Origin of the sequence: Streptomyces bullii (assembly GCF_042657145.1) — a bacterium.
In the GTDB taxonomy this organism is placed as follows: domain Bacteria; phylum Actinomycetota; class Actinomycetes; order Streptomycetales; family Streptomycetaceae; genus Streptomyces; species Streptomyces bullii.
Genome location: NZ_JBHSNY010000010.1, coordinates 306,293 through 328,382 on the forward strand (window position 1 = coordinate 306,293; position 22,090 = coordinate 328,382).

21 protein-coding genes, 1 tRNA gene and 1 pseudogene are annotated in these 22,090 nt (G+C 72.0%); 12 read left to right on the forward strand and 11 right to left on the reverse strand.

Going from position 1 to position 22,090, the window contains the following annotated elements; translation table 11 throughout:
- Positions 1 to 7 precede the first annotated feature (7 nt).
- The 3 genes from ACFPZJ_RS28565 (at position 8) to ACFPZJ_RS28575 (ending at position 3,743) form a co-directional block, all read left to right on the forward strand.
- Positions 8 to 1,624, forward strand: a complete 1,617-nt coding sequence (locus ACFPZJ_RS28565; protein WP_381027347.1) for a glycerol-3-phosphate dehydrogenase/oxidase — start codon at positions 8 to 10, stop codon at positions 1,622 to 1,624.
- Between the two features lie 237 nt (positions 1,625 to 1,861).
- Positions 1,862 to 2,533: a FadR/GntR family transcriptional regulator gene (locus tag ACFPZJ_RS28570; RefSeq protein ID WP_381027350.1), complete on the forward strand. Its 672-nt coding sequence runs from the start codon at positions 1,862 to 1,864 to the stop codon at positions 2,531 to 2,533.
- A gap of 214 nt (positions 2,534 to 2,747) precedes the next feature.
- Positions 2,748 to 3,743: a PAC2 family protein gene (locus ACFPZJ_RS28575; RefSeq protein ID WP_381027352.1), complete on the forward strand. Its 996-nt coding sequence runs from the start codon at positions 2,748 to 2,750 to the stop codon at positions 3,741 to 3,743.
- An 86-nt stretch (positions 3,744 to 3,829) separates the two neighbouring features.
- Here the strand turns inward: ACFPZJ_RS28575 and mshC are convergent, their stop codons facing one another.
- The 4 genes from mshC to ACFPZJ_RS28595 form a co-directional block, all read right to left on the reverse strand.
- Positions 3,830 to 5,059, reverse strand: coding sequence for a cysteine--1-D-myo-inosityl 2-amino-2-deoxy-alpha-D-glucopyranoside ligase (mshC, locus tag ACFPZJ_RS28580; RefSeq protein ID WP_381027355.1), 1,230 nt, complete (start codon positions 5,057 to 5,059; stop codon positions 3,830 to 3,832).
- A 95-nt stretch (positions 5,060 to 5,154) separates the two neighbouring features.
- The gene (locus ACFPZJ_RS28585) at positions 5,155 to 5,973 is read right to left on the reverse strand and encodes an SCO1664 family protein (RefSeq protein ID WP_381027358.1); all 819 of its coding nucleotides are present in this window, start codon (positions 5,971 to 5,973) and stop codon (positions 5,155 to 5,157) included.
- The gene (locus tag ACFPZJ_RS28590) at positions 5,937 to 6,527 is read right to left on the reverse strand and encodes a DUF3090 domain-containing protein (protein WP_381027361.1); all 591 of its coding nucleotides are present in this window, start codon (positions 6,525 to 6,527) and stop codon (positions 5,937 to 5,939) included. Before ACFPZJ_RS28590 ends, ACFPZJ_RS28585 begins: the two co-directional genes overlap by 37 nt.
- 87 nt (positions 6,528 to 6,614) lie before the next feature.
- A complete protein-coding gene (locus ACFPZJ_RS28595) occupies positions 6,615 to 7,301 on the reverse strand; it encodes a histidine phosphatase family protein (RefSeq protein ID WP_381027363.1) in 687 nt (228 codons plus the stop codon).
- A 77-nt stretch (positions 7,302 to 7,378) separates the two neighbouring features.
- Between ACFPZJ_RS28595 and corA the strand changes: the two genes are divergently transcribed.
- Positions 7,379 to 8,371 carry a magnesium/cobalt transporter CorA gene (corA, locus tag ACFPZJ_RS28600; protein ID WP_381027365.1) on the forward strand — a complete coding sequence of 331 codons (993 nt, stop codon included), beginning with the start codon at positions 7,379 to 7,381 and terminating at the stop codon, positions 8,369 to 8,371.
- Between the two features lie 21 nt (positions 8,372 to 8,392).
- Here corA and ACFPZJ_RS28605 read toward each other — a convergent pair.
- Both ACFPZJ_RS28605 and ACFPZJ_RS28610 read right to left on the reverse strand, forming a co-directional pair.
- Positions 8,393 to 9,179: pseudogene (locus ACFPZJ_RS28605) on the reverse strand (ferritin-like domain-containing protein).
- A gap of 303 nt (positions 9,180 to 9,482) precedes the next feature.
- Complete coding sequence (locus tag ACFPZJ_RS28610) at positions 9,483 to 10,538, reverse strand: LLM class F420-dependent oxidoreductase (RefSeq protein ID WP_381027368.1); 1,056 nt, start codon at positions 10,536 to 10,538, stop codon at positions 9,483 to 9,485.
- Positions 10,539 to 10,703: 165 nt separating this feature from the next.
- On the opposite strand from ACFPZJ_RS28610, the gene ACFPZJ_RS28615 reads away from it, so the two are divergent.
- Positions 10,704 to 11,687, forward strand: a complete 984-nt coding sequence (locus tag ACFPZJ_RS28615) for an aldo/keto reductase (RefSeq protein WP_381027370.1) — start codon at positions 10,704 to 10,706, stop codon at positions 11,685 to 11,687.
- A complete protein-coding gene (locus tag ACFPZJ_RS28620) occupies positions 11,684 to 13,861 on the forward strand; it encodes a helix-hairpin-helix domain-containing protein (RefSeq protein ID WP_381027372.1) in 2,178 nt (725 codons plus the stop codon). The genes ACFPZJ_RS28615 and ACFPZJ_RS28620 overlap by 4 nt, the downstream gene beginning before the upstream one ends.
- Positions 13,862 to 13,949: 88 nt before the next feature.
- Here the strand turns inward: ACFPZJ_RS28620 and ACFPZJ_RS28625 are convergent, their stop codons facing one another.
- Positions 13,950 to 14,654, reverse strand: a complete 705-nt coding sequence (locus tag ACFPZJ_RS28625; RefSeq protein WP_381027375.1) for a hypothetical protein — start codon at positions 14,652 to 14,654, stop codon at positions 13,950 to 13,952.
- Positions 14,655 to 14,701: 47 nt separating this feature from the next.
- Here ACFPZJ_RS28625 and ACFPZJ_RS28630 point away from each other — a divergent pair, with 47 nt between their 5' ends.
- Entirely contained in the window at positions 14,702 to 14,890 is a 189-nt protein-coding gene (locus ACFPZJ_RS28630; protein WP_125500254.1) for a DUF5703 family protein, read from the forward strand.
- A gap of 57 nt (positions 14,891 to 14,947) precedes the next feature.
- On the opposite strand, the gene ACFPZJ_RS28635 is transcribed toward ACFPZJ_RS28630, so the two are convergent.
- The 3 genes from ACFPZJ_RS28635 to ACFPZJ_RS28645 form a co-directional block, all read right to left on the reverse strand.
- A complete protein-coding gene (locus tag ACFPZJ_RS28635) occupies positions 14,948 to 15,796 on the reverse strand; it encodes a chaplin (protein WP_381027378.1) in 849 nt (282 codons plus the stop codon).
- Between the two features lie 193 nt (positions 15,797 to 15,989).
- Positions 15,990 to 16,223 (reverse strand): chaplin ChpH, encoded by a 234-nt coding sequence (gene chpH / locus ACFPZJ_RS28640; protein WP_381027381.1) that lies wholly within the window; start codon positions 16,221 to 16,223, stop codon positions 15,990 to 15,992.
- Between the two features lie 173 nt (positions 16,224 to 16,396).
- Entirely contained in the window at positions 16,397 to 17,722 is a 1,326-nt protein-coding gene (locus ACFPZJ_RS28645; protein WP_381027383.1) for a M20/M25/M40 family metallo-hydrolase, read from the reverse strand.
- A gap of 196 nt (positions 17,723 to 17,918) precedes the next feature.
- On the opposite strand from ACFPZJ_RS28645, the gene ACFPZJ_RS28650 reads away from it, so the two are divergent.
- Together ACFPZJ_RS28650 and ACFPZJ_RS28655 are read left to right on the forward strand one after the other, a co-directional pair.
- Positions 17,919 to 18,003 (forward strand) — tRNA-Leu (locus tag ACFPZJ_RS28650).
- A 66-nt stretch (positions 18,004 to 18,069) separates the two neighbouring features.
- Positions 18,070 to 18,444: a YchJ family protein gene (locus ACFPZJ_RS28655; protein ID WP_381027385.1), complete on the forward strand. Its 375-nt coding sequence runs from the start codon at positions 18,070 to 18,072 to the stop codon at positions 18,442 to 18,444.
- A gap of 4 nt (positions 18,445 to 18,448) precedes the next feature.
- Here ACFPZJ_RS28655 and ACFPZJ_RS28660 read toward each other — a convergent pair whose 3' ends face one another.
- A complete protein-coding gene (locus tag ACFPZJ_RS28660; RefSeq protein ID WP_381027388.1) occupies positions 18,449 to 19,150 on the reverse strand; it encodes a FadR/GntR family transcriptional regulator in 702 nt (233 codons plus the stop codon).
- Between the two features lie 138 nt (positions 19,151 to 19,288).
- Here ACFPZJ_RS28660 and ACFPZJ_RS28665 point away from each other — a divergent pair, with 138 nt between their 5' ends.
- The 3 genes from ACFPZJ_RS28665 to ACFPZJ_RS28675 all read left to right on the forward strand — a co-directional run bounded on the left by ACFPZJ_RS28665 (position 19,289) and on the right by ACFPZJ_RS28675 (position 22,074).
- On the forward strand, positions 19,289 to 19,807 hold the full coding sequence (locus tag ACFPZJ_RS28665) for a gluconokinase (RefSeq protein WP_381027390.1): 519 nt from the start codon (positions 19,289 to 19,291) through the stop codon (positions 19,805 to 19,807).
- A gap of 91 nt (positions 19,808 to 19,898) precedes the next feature.
- Complete coding sequence (locus ACFPZJ_RS28670; RefSeq protein ID WP_381027392.1) at positions 19,899 to 21,296, forward strand: GntP family permease; 1,398 nt, start codon at positions 19,899 to 19,901, stop codon at positions 21,294 to 21,296.
- A 13-nt stretch (positions 21,297 to 21,309) separates the two neighbouring features.
- Entirely contained in the window at positions 21,310 to 22,074 is a 765-nt protein-coding gene (locus tag ACFPZJ_RS28675; protein WP_381027394.1) for an SDR family oxidoreductase, read from the forward strand.
- Positions 22,075 to 22,090 lie beyond the last annotated feature (16 nt).

A 22,090-nucleotide genomic window follows, 5' to 3' on the forward strand; every position in this document is an offset into this window, starting at 1 on the left:
AAACCGCATGACCAGTCAGTCCACCCTGCAGTCCGTACCTGCCCTGGGCACGCGCCCGGCCTATGGCTCGAATCCGAGCCGAGCCGAGACCCGGGAGCAGCTCGCCAAGGCGTCGTACGACCTTCTCGTGATCGGCGGCGGCATTCTGGGCATCTCCACCGCCTGGCACGCCGCGCAGTCCGGCCTCAGGGTGGCTCTGGTCGACGCCGGCGACTTCGCCGGTGCCACGTCGTCCGCCTCCTCGAAGCTGCTCCACGGCGGTCTGCGCTACCTGCAGACCGGCGCGGTGAAGCTGGTGGCCGAGAACCACTTCGAGCGCCGTGCGGTCTCCCGCCAGGTGGCCCCCCACCTGGCGAACCCGCTCACGTTCTACCTCCCCGTGTACAAGGGCGGGCCGCACGGCGCGGCGAAGCTCGGGGCGGGTGTCTTCGCCTACTCCGCGCTGTCGGCCTTCGGCGACGGTGTCGGGCACCTGCTCTCGCCGGCCAAGGCCGCGCAGGACGTGCCGGAGCTGCGCACCGAGAACCTCAAGGCCGTGGCCGTGTACGGCGACGACCAGATGAACGACGCGCGCATGGCGCTGATGACGGTCCGCGCGGCCGTCGAGGCGGGCGCGGTCGTCCTCAACCACGCCGAGGTGACCGGCCTGCGCTTCACCCGGGGCCGGGTCACCGGCGCCGAACTGAAGGACCGCCTGTCCGGCGACGAGTTCGGCGTCAACGCCCGGCTCGTGCTCAACGCGACCGGTCCCTGGGTCGACCACCTGCGCAGGATGGAGGACCCCGGTGCCGCGCCGTCCATCCGCCTGTCGAAGGGCGCGCATCTGGTCCTGAAGCGGACCGCCCCGTGGCGGGCCGCGCTGGCCACCCCGATCGACAAGTACCGCATCACCTTCGCCCTCCCCTGGGAGGACATGCTGCTGCTCGGCACGACGGACGAGGAGTACGAGGGCGACCCGGCGGACGTCGCGGTCAACGACAAGGACATATCCCAGATCCTCGACGAGGCCGCCTTCTCCATCCGCGACCAGCAGCTCGACCGTGACCTGATCACGTACGCCTTCGCGGGCCTGCGGGTGCTGCCGGGCGGCCCCGGCGACACGGCGAAGGCCAAGCGCGAGACGGTGGTCACCGAGGGCCGTGGCGGCATGCTGTCCGTCGCCGGCGGCAAGTGGACCACCTTCCGCCACATCGGCCGGACGGTCATGAAGAAGCTGGAGTCGCTGCCGGGCCACCCGCTGGGCGACGACTTCGAGCCGATCTCCTCGCTGCCGAAGAAGCTGCCGCTGCCGGGCATCGCCAACCCGCGCGCGGTCGCCCACCGGCTGCTGACCGACCGCCCGGCGCCCGGCCCGCGCATGGCGGCCGACACGGCCAGGCACCTGGCCACCCACTACGGTTCGCTGGCCTTCGACATCGCCCGCCTGGCCAACGACGACCCGGCGCTCGCCGAGCGCGTCCACCCGGACGCCCCGGAGATCTGGGCGCAGGTCGTGTGGGCCCGGGACCACGAGTGGGCGGAGACGGCCGACGACGTGCTGCGCCGCCGTACGACCCTGACGATCCGCGGCCTGGCCACGGACGAGGTCCGCGCCAAGGTCCAGGACCTGCTCGACAAGAAGTAGCCGAGCTCCGGCTCCCCCGCACGGGAGCCGGCGCCGAGAGGGGCGACTCCACGCCGACGGAGCCGCCCCTTTCGCGTGCCCGCCCGCGCTCACGCGCTCCCGGGCGGCGGCTCGCCAGCCGGCGCCGGCGCGGCACCACCGCCCCGGCGCGAGGCCCGATGGCCTGCACGGCGACGTGGCCCCTCGGCGACCTCATAATGACCTGATACATCGGAGGTCTGAACGAGGGAGGCCGGCATGGCCGTCACCGACGAGGCGATCGAGAAGATCAAGGGAATGATCGTCTCCGGCGCGCTGCGCCCCGGCGACCGGCTCCCCAAGGAGAGCGAACTCGCCGCCGAGCTCGGGCTGTCCCGCAACTCCCTGCGGGAGGCCGTGCGCGCGCTGTCGCTCATCCGCATCCTGGACGTACGGCAGGGCGACGGCACGTACGTCACCAGTCTCGACCCCCAACTGCTGCTGGAGGCACTGAGTTTCGTCGTCGACTTCCACCGCGACGACACGGTCCTGGAGTTCCTGGCCGTACGCCGCATCCTGGAGCCGGCCGCCACGGCGATGGCCGCGAGCCGCATCGGCGAACAGCAACTGGACGCCCTGTCCGCGCAGTTGGACGAGCTCGGCGACGATCCGTCCGTGGCGGACCTCGTCGCCTGCGACCTGGACTTCCACCGGGGCATCACGCAGAGCTGCGGCAACTCCGTGCTCTGCTCGCTGCTGGACGGCCTGTCGGGCCCCACCACCCGGGCCCGAGTCTGGCGCGGCCTCACCCAGGGGGACGCCGTGGGGCGCACCCTGCGCGAGCACCGGGCGATCCTCGCCGCGCTGCGCGACCGGGACGCGGAGGCGGCCAGGTCGTGGGCGACGGTGCACATCGCGTCCGTGGAGCAGTGGCTGCGCTCGACCCTGTGACACACCACCCGGCCGCGCCGAAGGGCGCGTCGACGGGCACTGTCCGGCCCCGGTACCGGCGAGGTCCACGACAGCTCGGATGACTTCTGGGTGTTCCGGAGTGGCTCACGGGGCAGTGATGGGGGCACTCCCCCGGACCAGGGGGCTGCGGGCGCCCCCCTGGCACGCCGTAAGGTTGGGGCGTACGTGAGGGCACGTCGGAAGGAGGCACTGGGTGATCGAGCTCGAGGGGGTTCCCGAGCTGATCGACCCGGTCATGGTGGCCGCGTTCGAGGGCTGGAACGATGCCGGCGACGCCGCCTCCACCGCGGTCGCGCATCTGGACAGGGAATGGAAGGGCGAGGTGTTCGCGGCGCTGGACGCCGAGGACTACTACGACTTCCAGGTGAACCGCCCCACGGTGTTCATGGAGAGCGGCGTCCGCAAGATCACATGGCCGACGACAAGGTTGTCGGTGGTCCGGGTCGGCGGTGACAAGCCGCGCGATCTCGTCCTGGTCCGGGGCATCGAGCCGTCCATGCGGTGGCGCTCGTTCTGCAACGAGCTGCTGGGCTTCGCGCACGAACTGGGCGTGGAGCTGGTGGTCATCCTGGGCGCCCTGCTCGGCGACACCCCGCACACGCGTCCGGTCCCGATCAGCGGGACCACGTCCGATCCGGACCTGGCCCGCCGCATGGACCTGGAGGAGACCAAGTACGAGGGGCCCACGGGCATCGTCGGCGTCCTGCAGGAGGCCTGCACGCACGCGGGCGTGCCCGCCGTGTCGCTGTGGGCGGCGGTTCCGCACTACGTGTCGCAGCCGCCGAACCCGAAGGCCACGCTGGCCCTGCTGAACCGTCTGGAGGACCTGATCGACGTGCGCATCCCGCTGGGCGAGCTGCCCGAGGACGCGCGCGCCTGGCAGGTGGGCGTGGACCAGCTGGCCGCCGAGGACAGCGAGGTCGCCGAGTACGTCCAGACGCTGGAGGAGGCCCGCGACACCGCGGAGTTGCCGGAGGCGTCGGGCGAGGCCATCGCCCGGGAGTTCGAGCGCTACTTGCGGCGGCGGGACGGAGGGGCCGGCCCGCCCGGCGGGCACGCGACCGCCGAGGGCGGCGACGCCGCGCCCGGGCCGGGAACGTCGTATCTGCGGGACAACCCCGGCGGACGGACCCGCCCGCCCAAGCCGCCGAAACCCGGCACGGACGACGAGGAGTCGTCGGAGGACTGAGCCGAAGGGGCGGTGGGCGCGCTGCGCACCCACCGCCCCTCTCTCATACGCGGGCGACCGCCACGGCGGCGTACCGGCCCCGGCCCCTACAGGGCGACGCCGAGCAGGGCGTCCACGGCGCGTGAGACGACACCGGGCGCGCCCGTGTCCGTTCCGCCGGTCTGCTGCTGGAGCGCGACCCAGCGGTCGACCGCGGCGAGCGCGGCCGGGGCGTCCAGGTCGTGCGCGAGGGCGTCGCGGATCTCCTCGACGAGCGCCTCGGCGGGCGGCCCGTCGGGCCGGGAGACGGCGGCACGCCAGCGGCCGAGCCGGTCGACGGCGTCCTGGAGGACCTGGTCGGTCCACTCCCAGTCGGCCCGGTAGTGGTGGGCGAGCAGCGCCAGCCGGATGGCCACCGGGTCGACGCCCTCACGGCGCAGCTGCGAGACGAAGACGAGGTTGCCCTTGGACTTGGACATCTTCTCGCCGTGCAGGCCGACCATGCCGGCATGGACGTACGCCTTGGCCATGGGGTACTCACCGGTGAGGACCTGGGCGTGGGACGCGCCCATCTCGTGGTGCGGGAAGGCCAGGTCGGAGCCGCCGCCCTGGACGTCGAAACCCATGCCGAGGTGGTCCAGGGCGATGGCCACGCACTCGATGTGCCAGCCGGGCCGCCCGCGTCCGAGCGAACCGCCGTCCCAGCTGGGCTCACCGGGCCGGGCCGCCATCCACAGCATCGGGTCGAGCGGGTTCTTCTTGCCGGGCCGGTCGGGGTCGCCGCCCCGCTCGGCGGACAACAGCCGCATGGCGGCGGCGTCGAGCCGGGAGACGTTGCCGAAATTCGGGTCGGACTCGACGGAGAAGTAGACGTCGCCGTCGAGTTCGTACGCGGCGCCGAGGTCGCGCAGCCGCTCGACGAGCGGCACGATGCCGGGTATCGCCTCGACGGCGCCTATGTAGTGCCGCGGCGGCAGCATCCGCAGCGCCGTCATGTCCTCACGGAAGAGGGCCGTCTCCTTCTCGGCGAGGGCGACCCAGTCGATGCTGTCCCGCTGGGCGCGCGCCAGGAGCGGGTCGTCGACGTCGGTGACGTTCTGGACGTAGTGCACCTGCCGCTTGGTGTCGAGCCACACGCGCTGCACGAGGTCGAACGCGTTGTAGGTCGCCGCGTGTCCCATGTGGGTGGCGTCGTACGGCGTGATGCCGCAGACGTAGATACGGGCGACGGGACCGGGGTCGAGGGTGACCAGGCCGCCGGTCGCGGTGTCGTGGATCCTCAGGTCGCGGCCCTGACCAGGCAGGGCGGGGACCTCGGAAGCGGGCCAGGCATGCATGTACATGAGCCTAACCGGACGGATGTTCCGCATACGAACCGGAGCGGCCCGGATGGCCGGGAACGCCGTCTTGTTCCTCGCCGCCGACTGTGCTGCTAGACGGGCGGCCAGGGGATCGCAGGCCACTCCCCGCCCGGCTGCGGGTGGCTCCCGGACGCCAGCAGCGCGTCGACCCGCGCGCGCGTGGCGTCCAGTTCGGCGCCGGTGATCAGCCCGGCCAGCCGCGTGGCGAGCGCGCCGCCCTCCGCGAGCCCCTTCCGCAGGCCGGTGAGGACGCTGATCGCCTCCTCCGTGAGCGGCTCCCCCGCCCAGCCCCACAGCAGCGTGCGCAGCTTGTTCTCGACATTGAAGGTGACGCCGTGGTCGATGCCGTACAGCCGCCCGTCCCCGGTGGGCAGCAGGTGCCCGCCCTTGCGGTCGGCGTTGTTGATCACCGCGTCGAGCACCGCGAGGCGCCGCAGCCGCTCGTCGTCGGCGTGCACCAGCAGGGCGGTCCGGCCCTCGCCGACCTCGGCGAATCCGATGGCCTTCCAGCCGGGTCCGGGTTCCTCACCGTCCACCAGGGCGAGCAGCTCGGCGTCCGCCGTCGCCTCGATCCACAGCTGGCACATGCCCTCGCCGTACGGCCCGTCCCGCAGCACGGTGGGCGGGACGAGCCCCCAGCCGGTCGCCTCGGACACCTCGTACGCGGCGACCTCCCGCTGGGCGAGCGTCCCGTCGGGGAAGTCCCACAGGGGCCGCTCCCCCGCGACCGGCTTGTAGACACAGGCGGCTTCCCGGCCCTCGTGGGTCACCGTGCAGTACAGCGCCGCGTTGGAGGCCTCCCGGATGCGTCCGCGCACCGTCAGCTCGCCGAGGGCAAGCAGGTCGGCTTCCGTCACGCTCCGCGGCGGTATCCGTTCTGGCGCGGACATACGTGTCCTTCCGGGTCGAGCGGGAGGCTGCACAGCGGGCACGGCGGCCGCCCGGCGTTGACGACGTCCAGGGCACGCTTGGCGAAGGCCCGGGCCTGCGCGCCGGTGAGTCTGACCCGCAGCATCGGGGGCCCGTTCTCCTCGTCCTGGAGCAGCCGCTCCTCGGCCTCGGCGAGGTCCTCCTCGGAGTCGGCGTCGAGCTCCACGAGCGCCTGTGCCTCGACGATCATGCGCTGTTCCTCGCCGTCCCAGGCCAGCGCCATGGTGCCGACGCGGAACTCCTCCTCGATGGGGGTGTCCAGCGGGGCGGTGTCGGTGATCTCCGACGGCGCCACGGCGGGGACGGCGGCGCTGCCGCCACTACGGCGTACGACCTCGTCGAGCAGTTCTTCCATGCGCTCGGCGAGCGCGGCGACCTGGGTCTTCTCCAGGGCCACGCTGGTCACCCGGGAGCCGGCGGAGGCCTGGAGGAAGAACGTACGGCGCCCTGGCAGTCCGACCGTACCGGCCACGAAACGGTCCGGTTGGTCGTAGAGGAACACCTGACGGGACACGTCCTGTCTCCATGGGAAGTCGGGGGATCGAGGGACATCGGGGGTAGGGCGACTGCTGCGACCGCTTCACCCTACTGCGGAAGACGATCACGGTGCGCCCGCACCACCCCCCACCGTGGCGTCGTCGCCCGGCGGTTCCTCGCGCGGCACCAGGGACGCGAAGTCGCCGGTGTCGCCGAGGCGGACGAGAAACGGTCGTAGCCGTGTGTAACGGATCGCGGTGATGGAACACGGTTCAACGGAGATCCGCTGGAAGAGGTCGAGATGAAGTCCGAGTGCGTCCGCGACGAGCGACTTGATGATGTCGCCGTGCGAGCACATGAGGTAGACGGCGTCGGCGCCGTGATCGCGCTCCACGCGCGCGTTCCACTCGCGGACGGCCTCGGCGGCCCGCGTCTGCATCGCCCGCATCGACTCGCCGCCCGGGAACGCCGCCGACGACGGGTGCGCCTGCACCACCTCCATGAGCGGCTCGTCCTTGAGTTCGGCGAGCTTGCGGCCGGACCAGTCGCCGTAGTGGCACTCCCCGATGCGCTCGTCGGTGTGCGCCGTGAGTCCGGGGCGGGCGTCCAGCAGCGGCCGGATCGTCTCCTGGCAGCGCTGCAGGGGACTGCTGACGACCTCGGCGATCGGCAGCTCGGCGAGCCGGCCGGGCAGCGCGGCGGCCTGCGCCGCCCCGCGTTCGTCGAGGGCGACGCCGGGCGTCCAGCCGGCGAGCAGTCCCTCGGTGTTGGCGGTGGAACGTCCGTGCCGGACCAGGATCAACGTGGGCATGCGGCCCAGCGTAGGCGCACACGCGCGTGCGGTGTCGTGGGAGAGCGAGGAGTTCGAGTGGCGGGAGAGTGCGTTTCGTGATCGTCGACTGTGCCATCTACCGTGACGGGCACCGTATGGAGGGCCCCGAGGACTTCTCCGACGCACTCGGCGAGGCACGGGCGGCGGGCGGTTTCGTCTGGATCGGCCTGCACGAGCCGACGGAGAGCGAGTTCGACCATGTCACGCGGGAGTTCGCGCTGCACCCGCTGGCCGTCGAGGACGCCCTGAAGGCCCACCAGCGGCCCAAGCTGGAGATCTACGACGACTCGCTCTTCGTGGTCCTCAAACCGGTGGCGTACGAACCGCGCAGCGACGCCGTCTCCACCGGCGAGATCATGGTCTTCCTCGGCGACTCGTTCGTGGTGACGGTCCGGCACGGCGAGGGCGCCCCGCTGAAGGCCGTACGGAGCCGCCTGGAGCAGGAGCCGGAGCTGCTGGGCAAGGGCCCCACCTCGGTGCTGTACGCGATCGCCGACGCCACCGTCGACCACTACCTGGACGTGGCGACCGAGTTGCAGACCGACCTGGAGGAGCTGGAGGCGGAGGTGTTCTCGCCCGACGGCGGCTCCCGGCACACCGCGTCGCGGATCTACAACTTCAAGAGGCAGATCCTGGAGTTCCGGCGGGCGACCGGGCCCCTGGCCCTGCCGATGAGCCGGCTGGCGGGCACGGCCCCGTCCGGTGTGGTGGTGCCCTTCGTGGACGACAAGGCGCGGCCGTTCTTCCGCGACGTCAGCGACCACCTCACGCGCGTGAACGAGTCGGTGGAGGGGCTGGACCGGCTGGTGTCGGACATCCTCTCCGCGCATCTGGCGCAGATGAGCGTCCGGCAGAACGACGACATGCGCAAGATCTCCGCGTGGGCGGCCATGGCCGCGATTCCCACGATGATCGCGGGGATCTACGGCATGAACTTCGACCACATGCCCGAACTGCGGTGGGAGTGGTCGTATCCGGCGCTGATCGGCGTGATGGCCGTTCTGGAGGTGCTGGTGTTCCGGATGTTCAAGCGGCGGGGGTGGCTGTAGGGGCTGCCCGGTCCGCGGTCCTCAGGCGAACTCGGGGGCCGCGGTGGCCGGCCGCCGAGGGCGTCGCGGCGCTCGGGCGTCCTCAGGCTCACCATCCGGCGCCAGCCGCCGAGCCGTTCGTACCAGTACACGGTGTGGATGCCCGCGGCCAGGAGCACGGACTTGGACTTCGGCCCGCCGAGGATGCGTCCCATGTGGGCCATGACGGCGAGGCTGACGTCCCGGTGGATCCGGATCTCGGTCAGCGCGCCGGCGCGCAGCGTGCGCTGGATCGCCCGCCTTGACCGGCGCGCGCGAGACGCAGCAACTCCTCGTGGCAGTAGGCGAAATGGTTGTCCTAGTCGTTCGCGATCTGCCTGACCGCGCGGCCGATGCCGGGGTGGTCGGAGAAGTGCTTGCGGAGCGGCTCCATCTGCCCGGTGGCCCCGCTGTTCGGTGACCCGGCTGTGCGCGAGGTAGGTGACGACGTCCTGGGCCATGAGCGGTTCGTCGCGCCGGAGCTTGTCGTGGGCCAGGCCCCTGCCGTTGTTCTCCAGGAGCATGGTGGAGTCGGTCTCGGGCGGGACCGGCACGGGCCGCACCCCCCGCTGCTTCATCAGGGCGTTGAAGATGTGGCCGTGCTTGTCCTCGTCGGCGCCGTGACGGGTGATCTGCGGGCGAGGTCACGCGCCGTCTCGGGGACGAGCGCGGCGATGCGGGCGTTCTCCCAGCCGTCCTGGGACTCGCCGCTCGCGGCGATGGAGCAGAACAGGGCGAAGGAGTCGTCGTTGTCGAGGATCTCCGGGAACAGACCCCTGGCCGAAAGCATCGTGGGCACCTCTCTGCCCGGCTCCGCGAAGAACGAGTCAAATGCCGCGCAAGGGGTGCTGCAACAGGTGTGCGCGGCGACTCCGCCGAACGGAGGACCGCCGGTGTACGGCGGAGCACGACGGGCGCGTAACCGTGCGGCCCGCGGCGCGTTGTTCCGCGTGACGGCCGTGGCGGGGAAGACCCCCGAGCCCCCACCACGGCCGTAAGAATCCTCTGTCAGGTGCGCAGTGGCGCTCTTGCACCGTCCCGCGCTTCACGCCAACCCGCGCAGGACGCCAGTACGCGCATCACATCGACCCGCTTACGCCAGCCCCGCGCGCTCCAGTGCCTCGGTGCCCGCGCGGAGCGCGGCGATCCGCTCGTCCAGCGTGAAGCCGGCGGGGGCGAGGGTGAGGGTGGTGACCCCGGCCTCGGCGTAGGCCTTCATCCGGTCCGCGATGCGGTCCACGGAGCCGAGCAGTGTGGTCTTGTCGATCAGGTCGTGCGGTACGGCGGCCGCGGCGCCCTGCTTGTCGCCGGACAGGTACTTGTCCTGGATCTCGGCGGCCTCCTGCTCGTACCCCATGCGCCGGGCGAGCTGGTTGTAGAAGTTCTGCTTGCGGCTGCCCATGCCGCCGACGTACAGCGCCGTGTAGGGACGGAAGGTGTCGGCGAGCGTCGTGACGTCCTTGTCGTCGCCGACGGCGAGCGGGAGGGTCGGGCAGACGTCGAAGCCTTCGAGGCTCTTTCCGGCCTTCTCACGGCCGGCGCGCAGGTAGGAGATCGCGGTGTCTTCGAGGTGGTCGGCGGAAGGGAAGATGAGGAGGGCGCCGTCGGCGATCTCGCCGGTCTGCTCCAGGTTCTTCGGGCCGATGGCGGCGATGTACAGCGGGATGTGCTCGCGCTGCGGGTGCACGGTGAGCTTGATGGGCTTGCCGGGTCCGCCGGGCAAGGGCAGGGTCCAGTGCTCGCCCTCGTAGGTGAGGCGCTCGCGGGTCATCGCCTTGCGGATGATCTCGACGTACTCGCGGGTGCGGGCCAGCGGCTTGTCGAACTTCACGCCGTACCAGCCCTCGGAGACCTGCGGCCCCGAGACGCCGAGGCCCAGCCGGAAGCGGCCGCCGGAGAGGGAGTCGAGCGTGGCGGCGGTCATCGCGGTCATCGCGGGCTGCCGGGCCGGGATCTGGAAGATGGCCGAGCCCACGTCGATGCGCTCGGTCTGGGCGGCGACCCAGCTGAGGACGGTGGCGGCGTCGGAGCCGTAGGCCTCGGCGGCCCAGCAGACGGCGTAACCGAGCCGGTCGGCCTCCTGCGCGACGGCGAGATTGTCCGCGTCCATCCCGGCGCCCCAGTAGCCGAGGTTGATTCCGAGCTGCATGCCCGCCTCCCCTTACCGATCAGTAACGTCCCTTGGCGGAGACCATAGCGCGCGGTGGCCTGCGGCGGTGGGGCGGGATGCCCGCGGCGCCTCCCGCCCCGGCCCGGAAATCGGTTGTCCACAGGCCCCCCGATCCCCAGGGTGCGGCCAGTAATCTCGGCGTTCATGGAGCAGAGGCATCTCGGCCGCACCGGCCTGCGCGTGTCCCGCATCGGTCTTGGCACCCTGACCTGGGGCCGGGACACCGACGAGCACGACGCCGCGGACCTCTTGAAGACGTTCTGGGAAGCGGGCGGGAACCTCGTCGACACCGCGGACGTGTATGGCGACGGAGAGGCCGAGTACCTGCTCGGCAAGCTGACAGACGGACTGGTGCCGCGCCGGGACCTCGTCATCGCGACGAAGGCGGGCAGCGTGCCGGACCCGGACCGCCGGTTCGACGGCTCCCGCGGCCATCTGCTCTCCGCGCTGGACGCCTCCCTCGCCCGGCTGGGCACGGACCACGTCGACGTGTGGCACGTGCACGCCTTCGACCCGTACACCCCGCTGGAGGAGACCCTCCAGGCGCTCGACCTGGCGGTCAGCAGCGGACGGGCCCGCTATGCGGGTGTCTCCAACTTCTGCGGCTGGCAGCTGGCGAAGGCGGCGACCTGGCAGCTGGCGGCACCGGGCACGCGGACCCGGCTGGCGAGCACGCAGATGGAGTACTCGCTGCTGCAGCGGGGCGTGGAGCGGGAGGTGCTGCCCGCGGCGCTGGACCTGGGGATCGGGCTGCTGCCGTCGTCGCCGCTCGGGCGCGGGGTACTGACAGGCAAGTACCGCAACGCGACGCCGCCGGACTCACGCGGTGCCTCCGAGCATCTCGCGCCGTTCGTCGCCCCCTACCTCGACGACACGGCGAGCCGGATCGTGGACGCCGTCACGACGGCGGCGGACGGGCTGGCGGTCACGCCGCTGCAGGTGGCCCTGGCCTGGGTCCGCGACCGGCCCGGGGTGGCCGCCCCCATCGTCGGCGCCCGCAACGCGCAGCAGCTCACGGCCGCGTTGTCAGTGGAGACCCTTAGTCTTCCTGACGAGATCTGCCGGGCGCTCGACGACGTGTCGGCGCCCGTGCACCGCTATCCCGATCACGACTGGAGCACGCTGTGAGCACGGAGCCCGAGCCCGCTGAGGACGCCGTGGACGCCGAGCCGGGAACCCCGGACGCCGCGGCGGAGGACGGCGCCCCGGAGCGCGAGGGCGCACAGGAGGCGGCGTCCGCCGAGGGAGAGGGCGCGCAGGCCGAGTCCGGGCAGCTGTCCGAGACCGAGGCCGAACTGCTGGCCCAGCGGCTGGAGCGGGAGCGCATCGAGCGGCGCAAGGCCGAGAGGCAGGGTCCGATCGAGAGCGGGGCGAAGCTGAGCGGCAAGGCCGCCGAACTGCTCGCCGCCGTACGGGCCGTGGAGAGCGGTGAGAAACCGGCGCGCACGGTGTTCAGCGAACCGGACCGCGCCCCGCGCCGCCCCGCGCCCGAGCCGGTACGCCGACCGCAGCCCGTGTCCGCCGAGGCGGCCGGCCCGCCCGCGGCTCCGCCCGCGGAGGCCGTGCGGGCCGTACGGGCCGTGCTGGCCGAGGGTGGAGCGCCCGAAGCGCTCGCGCCACAGGTCGCCGCGGTGCTCGGGGAGGGCGCCGAGGAGATGCTGCGGGCCGATCCCTGGCAGCTGCTGCGGGTCACCGGCGTGCGGCCGGAGCAGGCCGACGGGTTCGCGCGGGCCCTGCTCGGGCCGGAGTGCGGCCCGGACGACGAGCGGCGGGGCCGGGCGGTGACCGTCTGGCTCCTGGAGCAGGCCGCTCTGGCCGGGCACACCGCGCTGGAGATGCCGGCGCTCACCGCGGCGCTGGCCCAGCGGGGAGTGCCGGATGCGGACTCCGCCGTGCAGAACGCCCTCGCCGAGGGTGAGGCGCTGGTCTTCCAGGACGCTCTGGACGAGCCCGGTACCCAGCCCGCCGAGACCGCCGAGGAGGACGCGGACAGGCCCGTGCGCGTGCTGGTCGGTCTCGAGCGGTACGCCCTCGCCGAGGAGAGCCTCGCCGACGGTCTGGCCCGGCTGGTCAACTCCGTGCCGAAGCAGGACGGTTCCGGTGCGGACTGGGAGCGGGCCGCCGCCGCGGCCGAGGGGTCGGCCGGTGAGCTGATCCGCGCGGTCGCCTCCCACGGTCTCGTCCTCCACACCGGCGGCGACGCCTCGCTGGCCGAACCGGCGGCGCTGCTCCGGGCGGCGCACGGCCTCGGTCTGCGGGCCTGGGCCGCCGCGCACGGTCCGATCGGCCGCGACCGCTTCGCGGCCCTGCTGTGCCGCCCGGAGCCGGCCGGCGGTCCCGCTGCCGCTTCCGTCGCCACCGTCGCCGGGCTGCTGTCCGGCGCCGAGGGGCCGGGGCGGGACGCCGACGGGTCGCTGGACCTGGACCTCCTGGTGGTGCTCGACGCCCCTCAGCTGGACGTGGAGGCGGCGGCACTGGTGACGGAGTCCTTGCCGGACGGCGCCCGGCTGGTGCTGGCCGGGGACCCGAACGTGCTGTGGTCGGTGGGCCCCGGGCGGGTGTTCGCGGACCTGCTGGCGGCGCGGATCTGCCCACAGGTCGCCTCGCGGCGCCCGGACCCGGGCCCGCTGGGCGAGCTGGTCTCAGGCATCGGCGTCGGCGAGCTGAACCAGGTCGAGGCCCCCGGCAAGGAGATCGTGATCGTGCCGGTGCGGGACGCGGGCGAGGCCGTGCACCGCACCGTGCAGCTCGTGGCGGACTCGGTGCCGCGCGCGATCGGCGTCCCGGCCGAGGAGACGCAGGTGATCACCCCCGGGCACGGCGGCGCCGCCGGCACGCGCGCGCTGAACGCGGCTCTGAAGGAGCGGCTCAACCCCGGCCCCGGCCGCTTCGGCGGCTTCGACCCGGGTGACCGGATCGTCTACTCTCCCGCCCCGGGGCGGGCGCTGCCGGGCCGGGTGGTGAGAGCCGACGCCGAGGGGCTGCACCTGTCGTGCGCGGGCGAGGCCGTCGTCGTACCGAAGGAGCGGGTGGAGAGCTGTGTGCGGCACGGATGGGCGCTGACCGCGCACCAGGCGGTGGGCGGCCGCTGGCCCGCCGTGGTCGTGGTGCTGCCCGGTGACGCCGCGCAGGTGCTCAGCCGTCCCTGGGTGTACACGGCGTTCGGGCGGGCCGAGCGGCATCTGTCCGTGGTGCACGGCGTGGAGCAAGCGCTGCCCCGGGCCGTGAGCGAGGTCCCGGCCAAACCCCGCACGACCCGGCTGCCGGTGCTGCTCGCCCCGCAGGTGCCGGCGGCCGGCTGAGGCCGGTCCGTCACGGACGACGGCGGTGGCCACGGGCGCTTCCCGTGGCCCCCGCCGTCGTGAGGGCCGGTCCGGCCGGTCCGGCCGCTCAGCGATCCGCGTCCAGCAGCTCCAGGTCCCCGTCCCCGTCCCCGTCTTCGTCCAGGTCCGTGTCGAGCTCGTCCTCGAGTTCGTCGTCGTCCATGTCGTCGATCTCGTCGTCGAAGACCGCGCTGACGTCGAAGCGGCACACCACCCGCTGCGGATCGACCTGCTCGAACGGCGCCTCCAGCCACTCGCCGGGATCGGCCGGTTCGTCCGCCGCCGTCACCCAGAGCGTGGAGTCGCCCTCCTCCAGCCCGAACTCCTTGTGCCGGGATGCGATCTCGTCCGGCTCGAACTCGCCGAACAGGAGGCCGAGCGCACCGTGCACCGTGCCGGAGACGTCCGTGGCCGCGTCCTCGTCCGCCGCCTCGATGCGCTGCGCCTGCGCCAGCAGCCGCTGCGGCTCCGCCACCGAGTAGTCGCGGCGGATCAGCACGCTCAGCGCGTTCGGTTCCTCGGGGCCCGTGTACGGCGGCAGCGCGTCCTCCGCCCCGGGGATCTCGAAGGGCGTGACCTCGTCGTAGCGGTCGTAGAGCAGTTCGTCGTACGCCTCTGCGGCCGCGGCCAGCTGGTTGAACGCCTCGTAGACGGCCGGGTCGTCCTCCCCCGACCTGCGTTCGACCGCGGCCAGGTGGCGGTCGAGCGCGGTCTTGACCGCCTCGGCGGCGGCGCGTACCTCGGCAGCGGTGGGCTGCGCAGCATCAGACATAGTGCAGACGCTATCCGTACCAGGCCCCAGACCGCACAATAGATGCGATGCCGGAATACGAATTTGTCGACGTGTACGTACCGCGCGGGGTCTCCCGCAAGGAGGCGACACGTCTGCTGACGGACCACGCCGAGTACGGACACTGGGAGTTGTACCGCCTGAGCCTGCTGCGCGACGGCAGCCGCAGGGTCAGGTTGCGGCGGCGGATCATCCGCCAGGTACGCGCCACATGGTGAGGTGACACGAACGGAGCGGGCCCCGCGGACGCGGGGCCCACTCCGTGTGCCCGGGTGTCACGCCGACTGCCGCGCCTTGCGGTAGAGGACCGCACCGGCCAGCAGCGCTCCCGCACCGACCGGCAGGACGAGACCCATCGGCAGGTCGCTGCCGGTGTGCGCGAGTTGCGCGGCGGCCTTGGGCTGGGTGACGGCGTGGGTGACCGGCTGGTTGCCCTGCGCGCGGCCGGCCGGCGTCGTCCCGTCGTCCGTGCCGGGGGCGCCGGGGCTGCTGGGCTCCGCGGGGTCGGCCGGCTCGCCCGGGTTTCCGGGGGTGCCGGGGTTCCCGGGGTTCCCGGGGTTCCCGGGGTTCCCGGGGCTGCCCGGGTCGCCGGGCTGTCCGGGCTGTCCGGGCTGTCCGGGCTGTCCGGGGGTCTCGTCGCCGCCCGGCGGGGTGGTGTGCTGACCACCCGAGCCGCCGTTCGCACAGTCGTTGCCTGTGGTGGAGTTGCCCACGCCGATGACGCTGACGCTGTTGCCGCAGACGTTCACGGGTGCGTGGATCGGGGCCTCGACGTGGTTGCCGGAGCCGACGCCCGGCGAGTCACCGGCGTGGCCGCCGGTGTGGGCGCCGCCCTGGTCGCCGGATTCGCCGTGTCCCCCCGACGATGCTCCGCCGCCCTGGTTGGCGCACGAGTTGCCCATCGAGGGGTTGAGCACCCCGATGACATTGACCGTGTTGCCGCAGACGTTGACCGGCGCGTGCACCGGCGCCTGCACCGAGTTCCCGGACAGCACGCCGGGCGACCCCGAGGCGGAGCCGTACGCGCCCGATCCGGTGGTGGCGTGGGCGGCGCCGCCCGCCGCGGCGATCACGCCGGTCGCGGCCGCCACGGTCATCAGGCCCTTGCGGGTGACCTGTCGCATTACTGAAATCCCTGCCTTCGACCTTGTCGCCGGAATCTCAGCCGATTCGACTTTCGGGCATTCCGGCATTCCAACGTTCCGACGTTCCGATGTTGCGAAGAAGACCGGTCGGCCCCGGAACGCATGGCAGGCGCTCCGGGGCCGACGGGCTCCAACCCTCAAGGGCCCGGGCTCTTGGGGGCGAGGCACCACGTCACTTGTTGATGCAGGTGTTGCCGAAGGCGGCGTTCATCAGGCCGATCACGGAGACCGTGTTGCCGCAGACGTTCACCGGGACGTGAACAGGCGCCTGAACGACGTTGCCGGACAGGACGCCCGGGGAGTGCACGGCAGCACCCTGGGCACCCGCGCCGGCGGCGGCCACGCCCGCGCCCGCAAGAACCAGACCACCGGTGGCAGCCGCAGCAGCGACGACCTTCTTGATCATTATTCCTCCTCGTTGGCAATGCGATCCCAATTGCGGATCACATGACCAGTAACGAGGACGGAGTAATCGGGCTACGAGCGTATGGTCGCATTCACTCTTTGTCGGGCACTGTCGTACACGCGATCGATTACCGAAGCGTTACCCATGGCCAAAGGGGCTCGGCGTACCGGGGTTCAGGACGCGTCGATGAACCGGTCGAGCACCCGCACCCCGAACTTCAGCCCCTCCACCGGCACGCGCTCGTCCACCCCGTGGAACATGCCCGCGAAGTCCAGCTCCGGCGGCAGCTTCAGCGGCGCGAAGCCGAAGCAGCGGATGCCGAGGTCGTCGAAGGACTTGGCGTCGGTGCCGCCGGAGAGCATGTACGGCACGGCTCGCGCGATCGGGTCCTCGGCGCTCAGCGCGCTCTGCATGGCGTCGACGAGCTTGCCGTCGAAGTCGGTCTCCAGGGCCTTGTCGGCGTGCACGTCCTCCCGCTTGACGCGCGGGCCGAGGATGCGGTCGAGGTCGGCGAGGAACTCCTCCTCGTACCCGGGCAGGAAACGGCCGTCGACGTGGGCGGTGGCCTGGCCGGGGATGACGTTGACCTTGTAGCCGGCGCCGAGCATGGTGGGCGCCGCCGAGTTGCGCAGGGTCGTGCCGATCATCCGGGCGATGCCGCCGAGCTTGGCGAGGGTCTCGTCCATGTTCTCCGGGTCGAGTTCGACCCCGAGCGCGTCGGAGAGCTCGTCGAGGAAGGCCCGTACGGTCTTGGTGATCCGCACCGGCCAGGTGTGGCGGCCGAGGCGGGCGACGGCCTCGCACAGCTCGGTGATCGCGTTGTCGGTGTTGGTCATGGAGCCGTGGCCGGCCGTGCCGTCGACGGTGAGCCGCATCCAGTGCATGCCCTTCTCGGCGGTCTCGACGAGGTAGAGCCGCAGCTTCTCGTTGACGGTGAAGGAGAAGCCGCCGACCTCGCCGATCGCCTCGGTGACGCCCTCGAAGAGCTCAGGGTGCTCCCGGACGAGGTACTTGGCGCCGTACGTCCCGCCGGCCTCCTCGTCGGCGAGGAACGCGAGCACGATGTCCCGCGGGGGCTTGCGCCCGCTGCGCAGCCGGTCGCGGACGACCGCCAGGGTCATCGCGTCCATGTCCTTCATGTCGACGGCCCCGCGGCCCCACACGCACCCGTCGGCGATCTCGCCGGAGAAGGGGTGGTGGGTCCAGTCGTCCGCGTTGGCCGGGACGACGTCGGTGTGCCCGTGGATGAGCAGCGCGGGCCGGGAGGGGTCCTCTCCCTCGATGCGGGCCACGGTGGAGGCCCGCCCCTGGTGCGATTCGAAGATCTTCGGTTCGAGTCCCACCTCGGCGAGCTTCTCGGCGACGTACTCGGCCGCCTTGCGCTCGCCCGGACCCGAGTGGTCGCCGTAGTTGCTGGTGTCGATCCGGATCAGCTCGCGGCAGAGGTCCACGACCTCGTCCTCGCCGGTGACGCCCTTGGCCGTGCCCGTCTCGCTCACGTGGATCCTCCCGCTGTCACTGCTGCTGGGTCCTGCTCATCCTCCCTCCCCCACCGCGCGTACCCAAGACGGGCCCCGGCCCGTCACACGCCGTTCACGTGGGGCGGGCCGGCACCCGGGGGGTGATCGGCCACCCCTGAAAGCCTGGTAATGTTTACGTCGTCGCCGCGAGCGGAGCCCGCGCGACAGACACCTTGTCCGGGTGGCGGAATGGCAGACGCGCTAGCTTGAGGTGCTAGTGCCCTTTATCGGGCGTGGGGGTTCAAGTCCCCCCTCGGACACACGAGATGCGTGAGGGCCGCGACCGTGAGGTCGCGGCCCTCACGCGTTACCGCGGAAGGTGACCCATGACCAGGCGTTCCTGCCCGTGCGGGCTCCCGGAGCCCTACGAGGCGTGCTGCGGCCGTTTCCACTCCGGGGCTGCCGCCGCCCCGACCGCCGAGGCGCTCATGCGGTCGCGGTACACCGCGTTCGTGAAGGGCGACGCGGGATACCTGCTGCGGACCTGGCATCCCCGGACGCGGCCGGAACGGCTCGATCTGGATCCGCGCATGCGGTGGATTGGGCTGGAGATCCTGGACACCGGCGACGGGACCGCCTTCCACTCCACCGGGACCGTGACCTTCCGGGCGTCCTACCGGGGTGGCTCGCTGCACGAGCGGAGCAGGTTCGAGCGGGTGGACGGGGCCTGGGTGTACGTCGACGGGGAGTTCCTGGAGTAAGGCGCTACGGCGCCAGGATGTCCAGTTCCTGGAGCGCGCCCACCGTGATCTCCCGGGTGAGCCGTTCCGCGCGGGCCGCGTCGCGCTCGCGTACGGCCTCCGCCACCTGGACGTGCAGGGTAACGGCGGCCGGGTCGGGGTCGTCGAACATCACGTCGTGATGGGTGCGGCCGGCCAGGACCTTGGCGACGACGTCGCCGAGGCGGGCGAACATCTCGTTGCCGGAGGCGTTGAGGATCACGCGGTGGAAGGCCACGTCGTGGACGAGGTACTCCTCCAGCTGGTGGCCGCGCGAGTTGGCGACCATGCCGAGCGCGCACTCGGTGAGCGCGGCGCACTGCTCCGGTGTCGCGTTTCTCGCGGCCAGGGCCGCCGCCACCGGTTCGATCGCCGAGCGCAGCACCGTGAGGGAGCGCAGCTGCCGGGGGCGGTCCTTGCCCGCCAGGCGCCAGCGGATGACCTGCGGGTCGTACACATTCCACTCGGTCGTCGGCAGGACCGTGACGCCCACGCGGCGGCGGGACTCGACCAGGTGCATGGACTCCAGGACGCGGACCACCTCGCGCATCACGGAGCGTGACACGTCGAAACGCTGGGCGAGTTCGTCCGTGAGCAGGACACTGCCCGGAGGGTACTCGCCCGCGGTGATCTCGGGGCCCAGGGTGTCCAGTACGTGGCCGTGCAGCCCCCGGCCCGGTGTGGTCATGCACTCAGAGTACGGGGTAGATCACTGGCTCAAAAAGTCGGACTTATTTGTCACGGGCTCTTGAATTCGTCTTACCTAATGGGTTTCAGTTGCGTCGACATCACGTGTCGACCTCGGACAGCAGACAGTGAGGCAGCGATGAACTCCCCCCATGTCGTCGTGGTGATGGGCGTCGCGGGCACCGGCAAGACCACCATCGGTCCCCTGCTCGCGGCCCGGCTCGGCGTCCCGTACGCCGAGGGCGACGACTTCCACCCGCCGGCCAACATCGCCAAGATGTCGGCCGGCACGCCCCTGACGGACGAGGACCGGTGGCCCTGGCTGGACGCCATCGGTGACTGGGCGCAGGGGCGGGCGGGGCTCGGCGGGGTGGTCAGCTGCTCGGCGCTGAAGCGGTCGTACCGCGACCGGCTGCGGGCGGCCGCGCCCGGCGTGGTCTTCGTGCACCTCACCGGTGACCGCGCGCTGATCGAGGACCGGATGTCGCACCGGCAGGGGCATTTCATGCCCACGGCGCTGCTCGACTCCCAGTTCGCCACGCTCCAGCCGCTCCAGGCGGACGAGGTGGGAGTCGCGGTGGACGTCGCGGGCGGCCCGGAGGAGATCGCCGAGCGGGCGATGCACGCCCTGGAGGCTCTCCCCGAGCGGACCCAGTAGGGCCGTCGGCCGGTTTCCCGCACCGCCCCGCGGGCGTCCCCACCGCCCGCGGGCTCCCTCCCCATGTCCCCGTAACGCAAGGGAACCCACCGTGACCAGACTCAGCGTCGAGATGCTGGCAGCGGACGCACCCGAGCCGATCACCTCGGCCGGCCACGCTCAGCTGGGCATCGCCGTCCTGGCGGGCATCGCCGTCATCGTCCTGCTCATCACCAAGTTCAAGCTGCACGCCTTCCTGGCGCTGACCATCGGGTCACTGGCCCTCGGCGCGTTCGCCGGGGCACCGCTGGACAAGGTCCTGACCAGCTTCAGCACCGGGCTCGGCTCCACCGTCGCCGGTGTGGGCGTGCTCATCGCCCTCGGTGCGGTCCTCGGCAAGATGCTCGCCGACTCCGGCGGCGCGGACCAGATCGTGGACACCATCCTGGACAAGGCGGGCGGCCGGTCCATGCCGTGGGCGATGGTGCTGATCGCCTCCGTGATCGGTCTGCCGCTGTTCTTCGAGGTCGGCATCGTGCTGCTGATCCCCGTCGTCCTGATGGTCGCCAAGCGCGGCAACTACTCCCTGATGCGCATCGGCATCCCGGCGCTCGCGGGTCTGTCCGTGATGCACGGCCTGGTCCCGCCGCACCCCGGCCCGCTGGTCGCGATCGACGCCGTCAAGGCCGACCTGGGCGTGACCCTGGCGTTGGGTGTGCTGGTCGCCGTCCCGACGGTGATCATCGCCGGCCCGCTCTTCTCGCGGTACGCGGCCAAGTGGGTGGACGTCCCCGCCCCGGAGCGGATGATCCCGCAGCGGGCGTCCGAGGAACTGGACAGGCGGCCCGGTTTCGGCGCCACGCTGTTCACGGTCCTGCTGCCGGTCATCCTGATGCTCGCCAAGGCCCTGGTCGACATCGTCATCGACGACCCCGAGAACCTCCTCCAGCGCGTCTTCGACGTCATCGGCGCCCCGATGATCGCCCTGCTCGCCTCCGTGCTCGTCGGCATCTTCACGCTGCTGCGGCCCGCCGGGTACGCCAAGGAGCGGATCTCGCCGCTCGTCGAGAAGAGCCTCGGTCCCATCGCGGGCATCCTGCTGATCGTCGGCGCGGGCGGCGGCTTCAAGCAGACGCTGATCGACTCCGGTGTGGGCCGGATGGTCCTGGAGATATCCGAGGACTGGTCGATCCCGGCTCTGCTGCTGGCCTGGCTGATCGCGGTGGCGATCCGGCTGGCGACCGGTTCGGCGACGGTGGCGACGGTCTCGGCGGCCGGTCTGGTCGCCCCGCTCGCGGCCGACATGTCGACGACCCACGCCGCCCTGCTGGTGCTGGCCATCGGCGCGGGCTCGCTGTTCCTGAGCCATGTCAACGACGCCGGGTTCTGGCTGGTCAAGGAGTACTTCGGGCTCAGCGTCGGCCAGAACCTGAAGACCTGGTCGGTGATGGAGTGCATCATCTCCGTCGTCGCCGGCGGTGTGGTCCTGCTGTTGTCCCTGGTGATCTAAGAGCGGTACGACGATGACGGCTCACCCTCTCTTCGACATCAGCGGCCGTACGGCCCTGGTGACCGGCTCCAGCCGGGGAATCGGACTCGCCCTCGCCCGGGGTCTGGCCGAGGCGGACTGCACGGTCGTCCTGAACGGACGGGACCCTGACCGGCTGGCCGAGGCGGCCGCCCGCCTGCCCGGCGACCGGGTGCACACGGCCGCGTTCGACGTCACCGACGGCGACTGCGTACGGGCCGGGATCGCGGACGTCGCGGAGCGGGTGGGCCCGCTCGACATCCTGGTCAACAACGCGGGGATGCAACTGCGCGCCCCGCTGCTGGAGTTCGGCGACGCCGACTGGCACCGGATCCTGGACACCAACCTCACCAGCGCGTTCCTGGTCGGCCGCGAGGCGGCCCGCCGGATGACGGAACGCGGCCACGGGAAGATCGTCAACATCTGCTCGCTGCAGAGCGAGGTGGTCCGCCCCGGTATCGCGCCCTACGCCGCCACCAAGGGCGCGCTGAAGATGCTCACCAAGGGCATGTGCGCGGACTGGGGGCCGTACGGCGTGCAGGTCAACGGGCTGGGCCCCGGCTACATCGAGACCGAGCTGACCAGAACCCTCGTCGAGGACGAGGAGTTCAGCGCGTGGGTGCGGCGGCGCACCCCGGCCGGCCGCTGGGGCCGTACGGAGGACCTGGTGGGCGGGGTGCTGTTCCTCGCCTCGCCCGCGGCGGACTTCGTCAGCGGGCAGGTGCTGTACGTCGACGGCGGCATGACGAGCGTGCTGTGACTCCCCGGGAGAGCGT

Excerpts from the sequence above, each read along its gene's own strand:
- ACFPZJ_RS28655 (WP_381027385.1), top strand. The coding sequence starts at position 18,070 with ATGACCAGGCGTTCCTGCCCGTGCGGGCTCCCGGAGCCCTACGAGGCG.
- ACFPZJ_RS28635 (WP_381027378.1), bottom strand. The coding sequence starts at position 15,796 with ATGCGACAGGTCACCCGCAAGGGCCTGATGACCGTGGCGGCCGCGACC.
- ACFPZJ_RS28665 (WP_381027390.1), top strand. The coding sequence starts at position 19,289 with ATGAACTCCCCCCATGTCGTCGTGGTGATGGGCGTCGCGGGCACCGGC.
- ACFPZJ_RS28660 (WP_381027388.1), bottom strand. The coding sequence starts at position 19,150 with ATGACCACACCGGGCCGGGGGCTGCACGGCCACGTACTGGACACCCTG.
- chpH (WP_381027381.1), bottom strand. The coding sequence starts at position 16,223 with ATGATCAAGAAGGTCGTCGCTGCTGCGGCTGCCACCGGTGGTCTGGTT.
- ACFPZJ_RS28565 (WP_381027347.1), top strand. The coding sequence starts at position 8 with ATGACCAGTCAGTCCACCCTGCAGTCCGTACCTGCCCTGGGCACGCGC.
- ACFPZJ_RS28595 (WP_381027363.1), bottom strand. The coding sequence starts at position 7,301 with ATGCCCACGTTGATCCTGGTCCGGCACGGACGTTCCACCGCCAACACC.
- ACFPZJ_RS28615 (WP_381027370.1), top strand. The coding sequence starts at position 10,704 with ATGGAGCAGAGGCATCTCGGCCGCACCGGCCTGCGCGTGTCCCGCATC.
- ACFPZJ_RS28630 (WP_125500254.1), top strand. The coding sequence starts at position 14,702 with ATGCCGGAATACGAATTTGTCGACGTGTACGTACCGCGCGGGGTCTCC.
- ACFPZJ_RS28610 (WP_381027368.1), bottom strand. The coding sequence starts at position 10,538 with ATGCAGCTCGGAATCAACCTCGGCTACTGGGGCGCCGGGATGGACGCG.
- mshC (WP_381027355.1), bottom strand. The coding sequence starts at position 5,059 with ATGCATGCCTGGCCCGCTTCCGAGGTCCCCGCCCTGCCTGGTCAGGGC.
- ACFPZJ_RS28625 (WP_381027375.1), bottom strand. The coding sequence starts at position 14,654 with ATGTCTGATGCTGCGCAGCCCACCGCTGCCGAGGTACGCGCCGCCGCC.
- ACFPZJ_RS28585 (WP_381027358.1), bottom strand. The coding sequence starts at position 5,973 with ATGTCCGCGCCAGAACGGATACCGCCGCGGAGCGTGACGGAAGCCGAC.
- ACFPZJ_RS28675 (WP_381027394.1), top strand. The coding sequence starts at position 21,310 with ATGACGGCTCACCCTCTCTTCGACATCAGCGGCCGTACGGCCCTGGTG.
- ACFPZJ_RS28570 (WP_381027350.1), top strand. The coding sequence starts at position 1,862 with ATGGCCGTCACCGACGAGGCGATCGAGAAGATCAAGGGAATGATCGTC.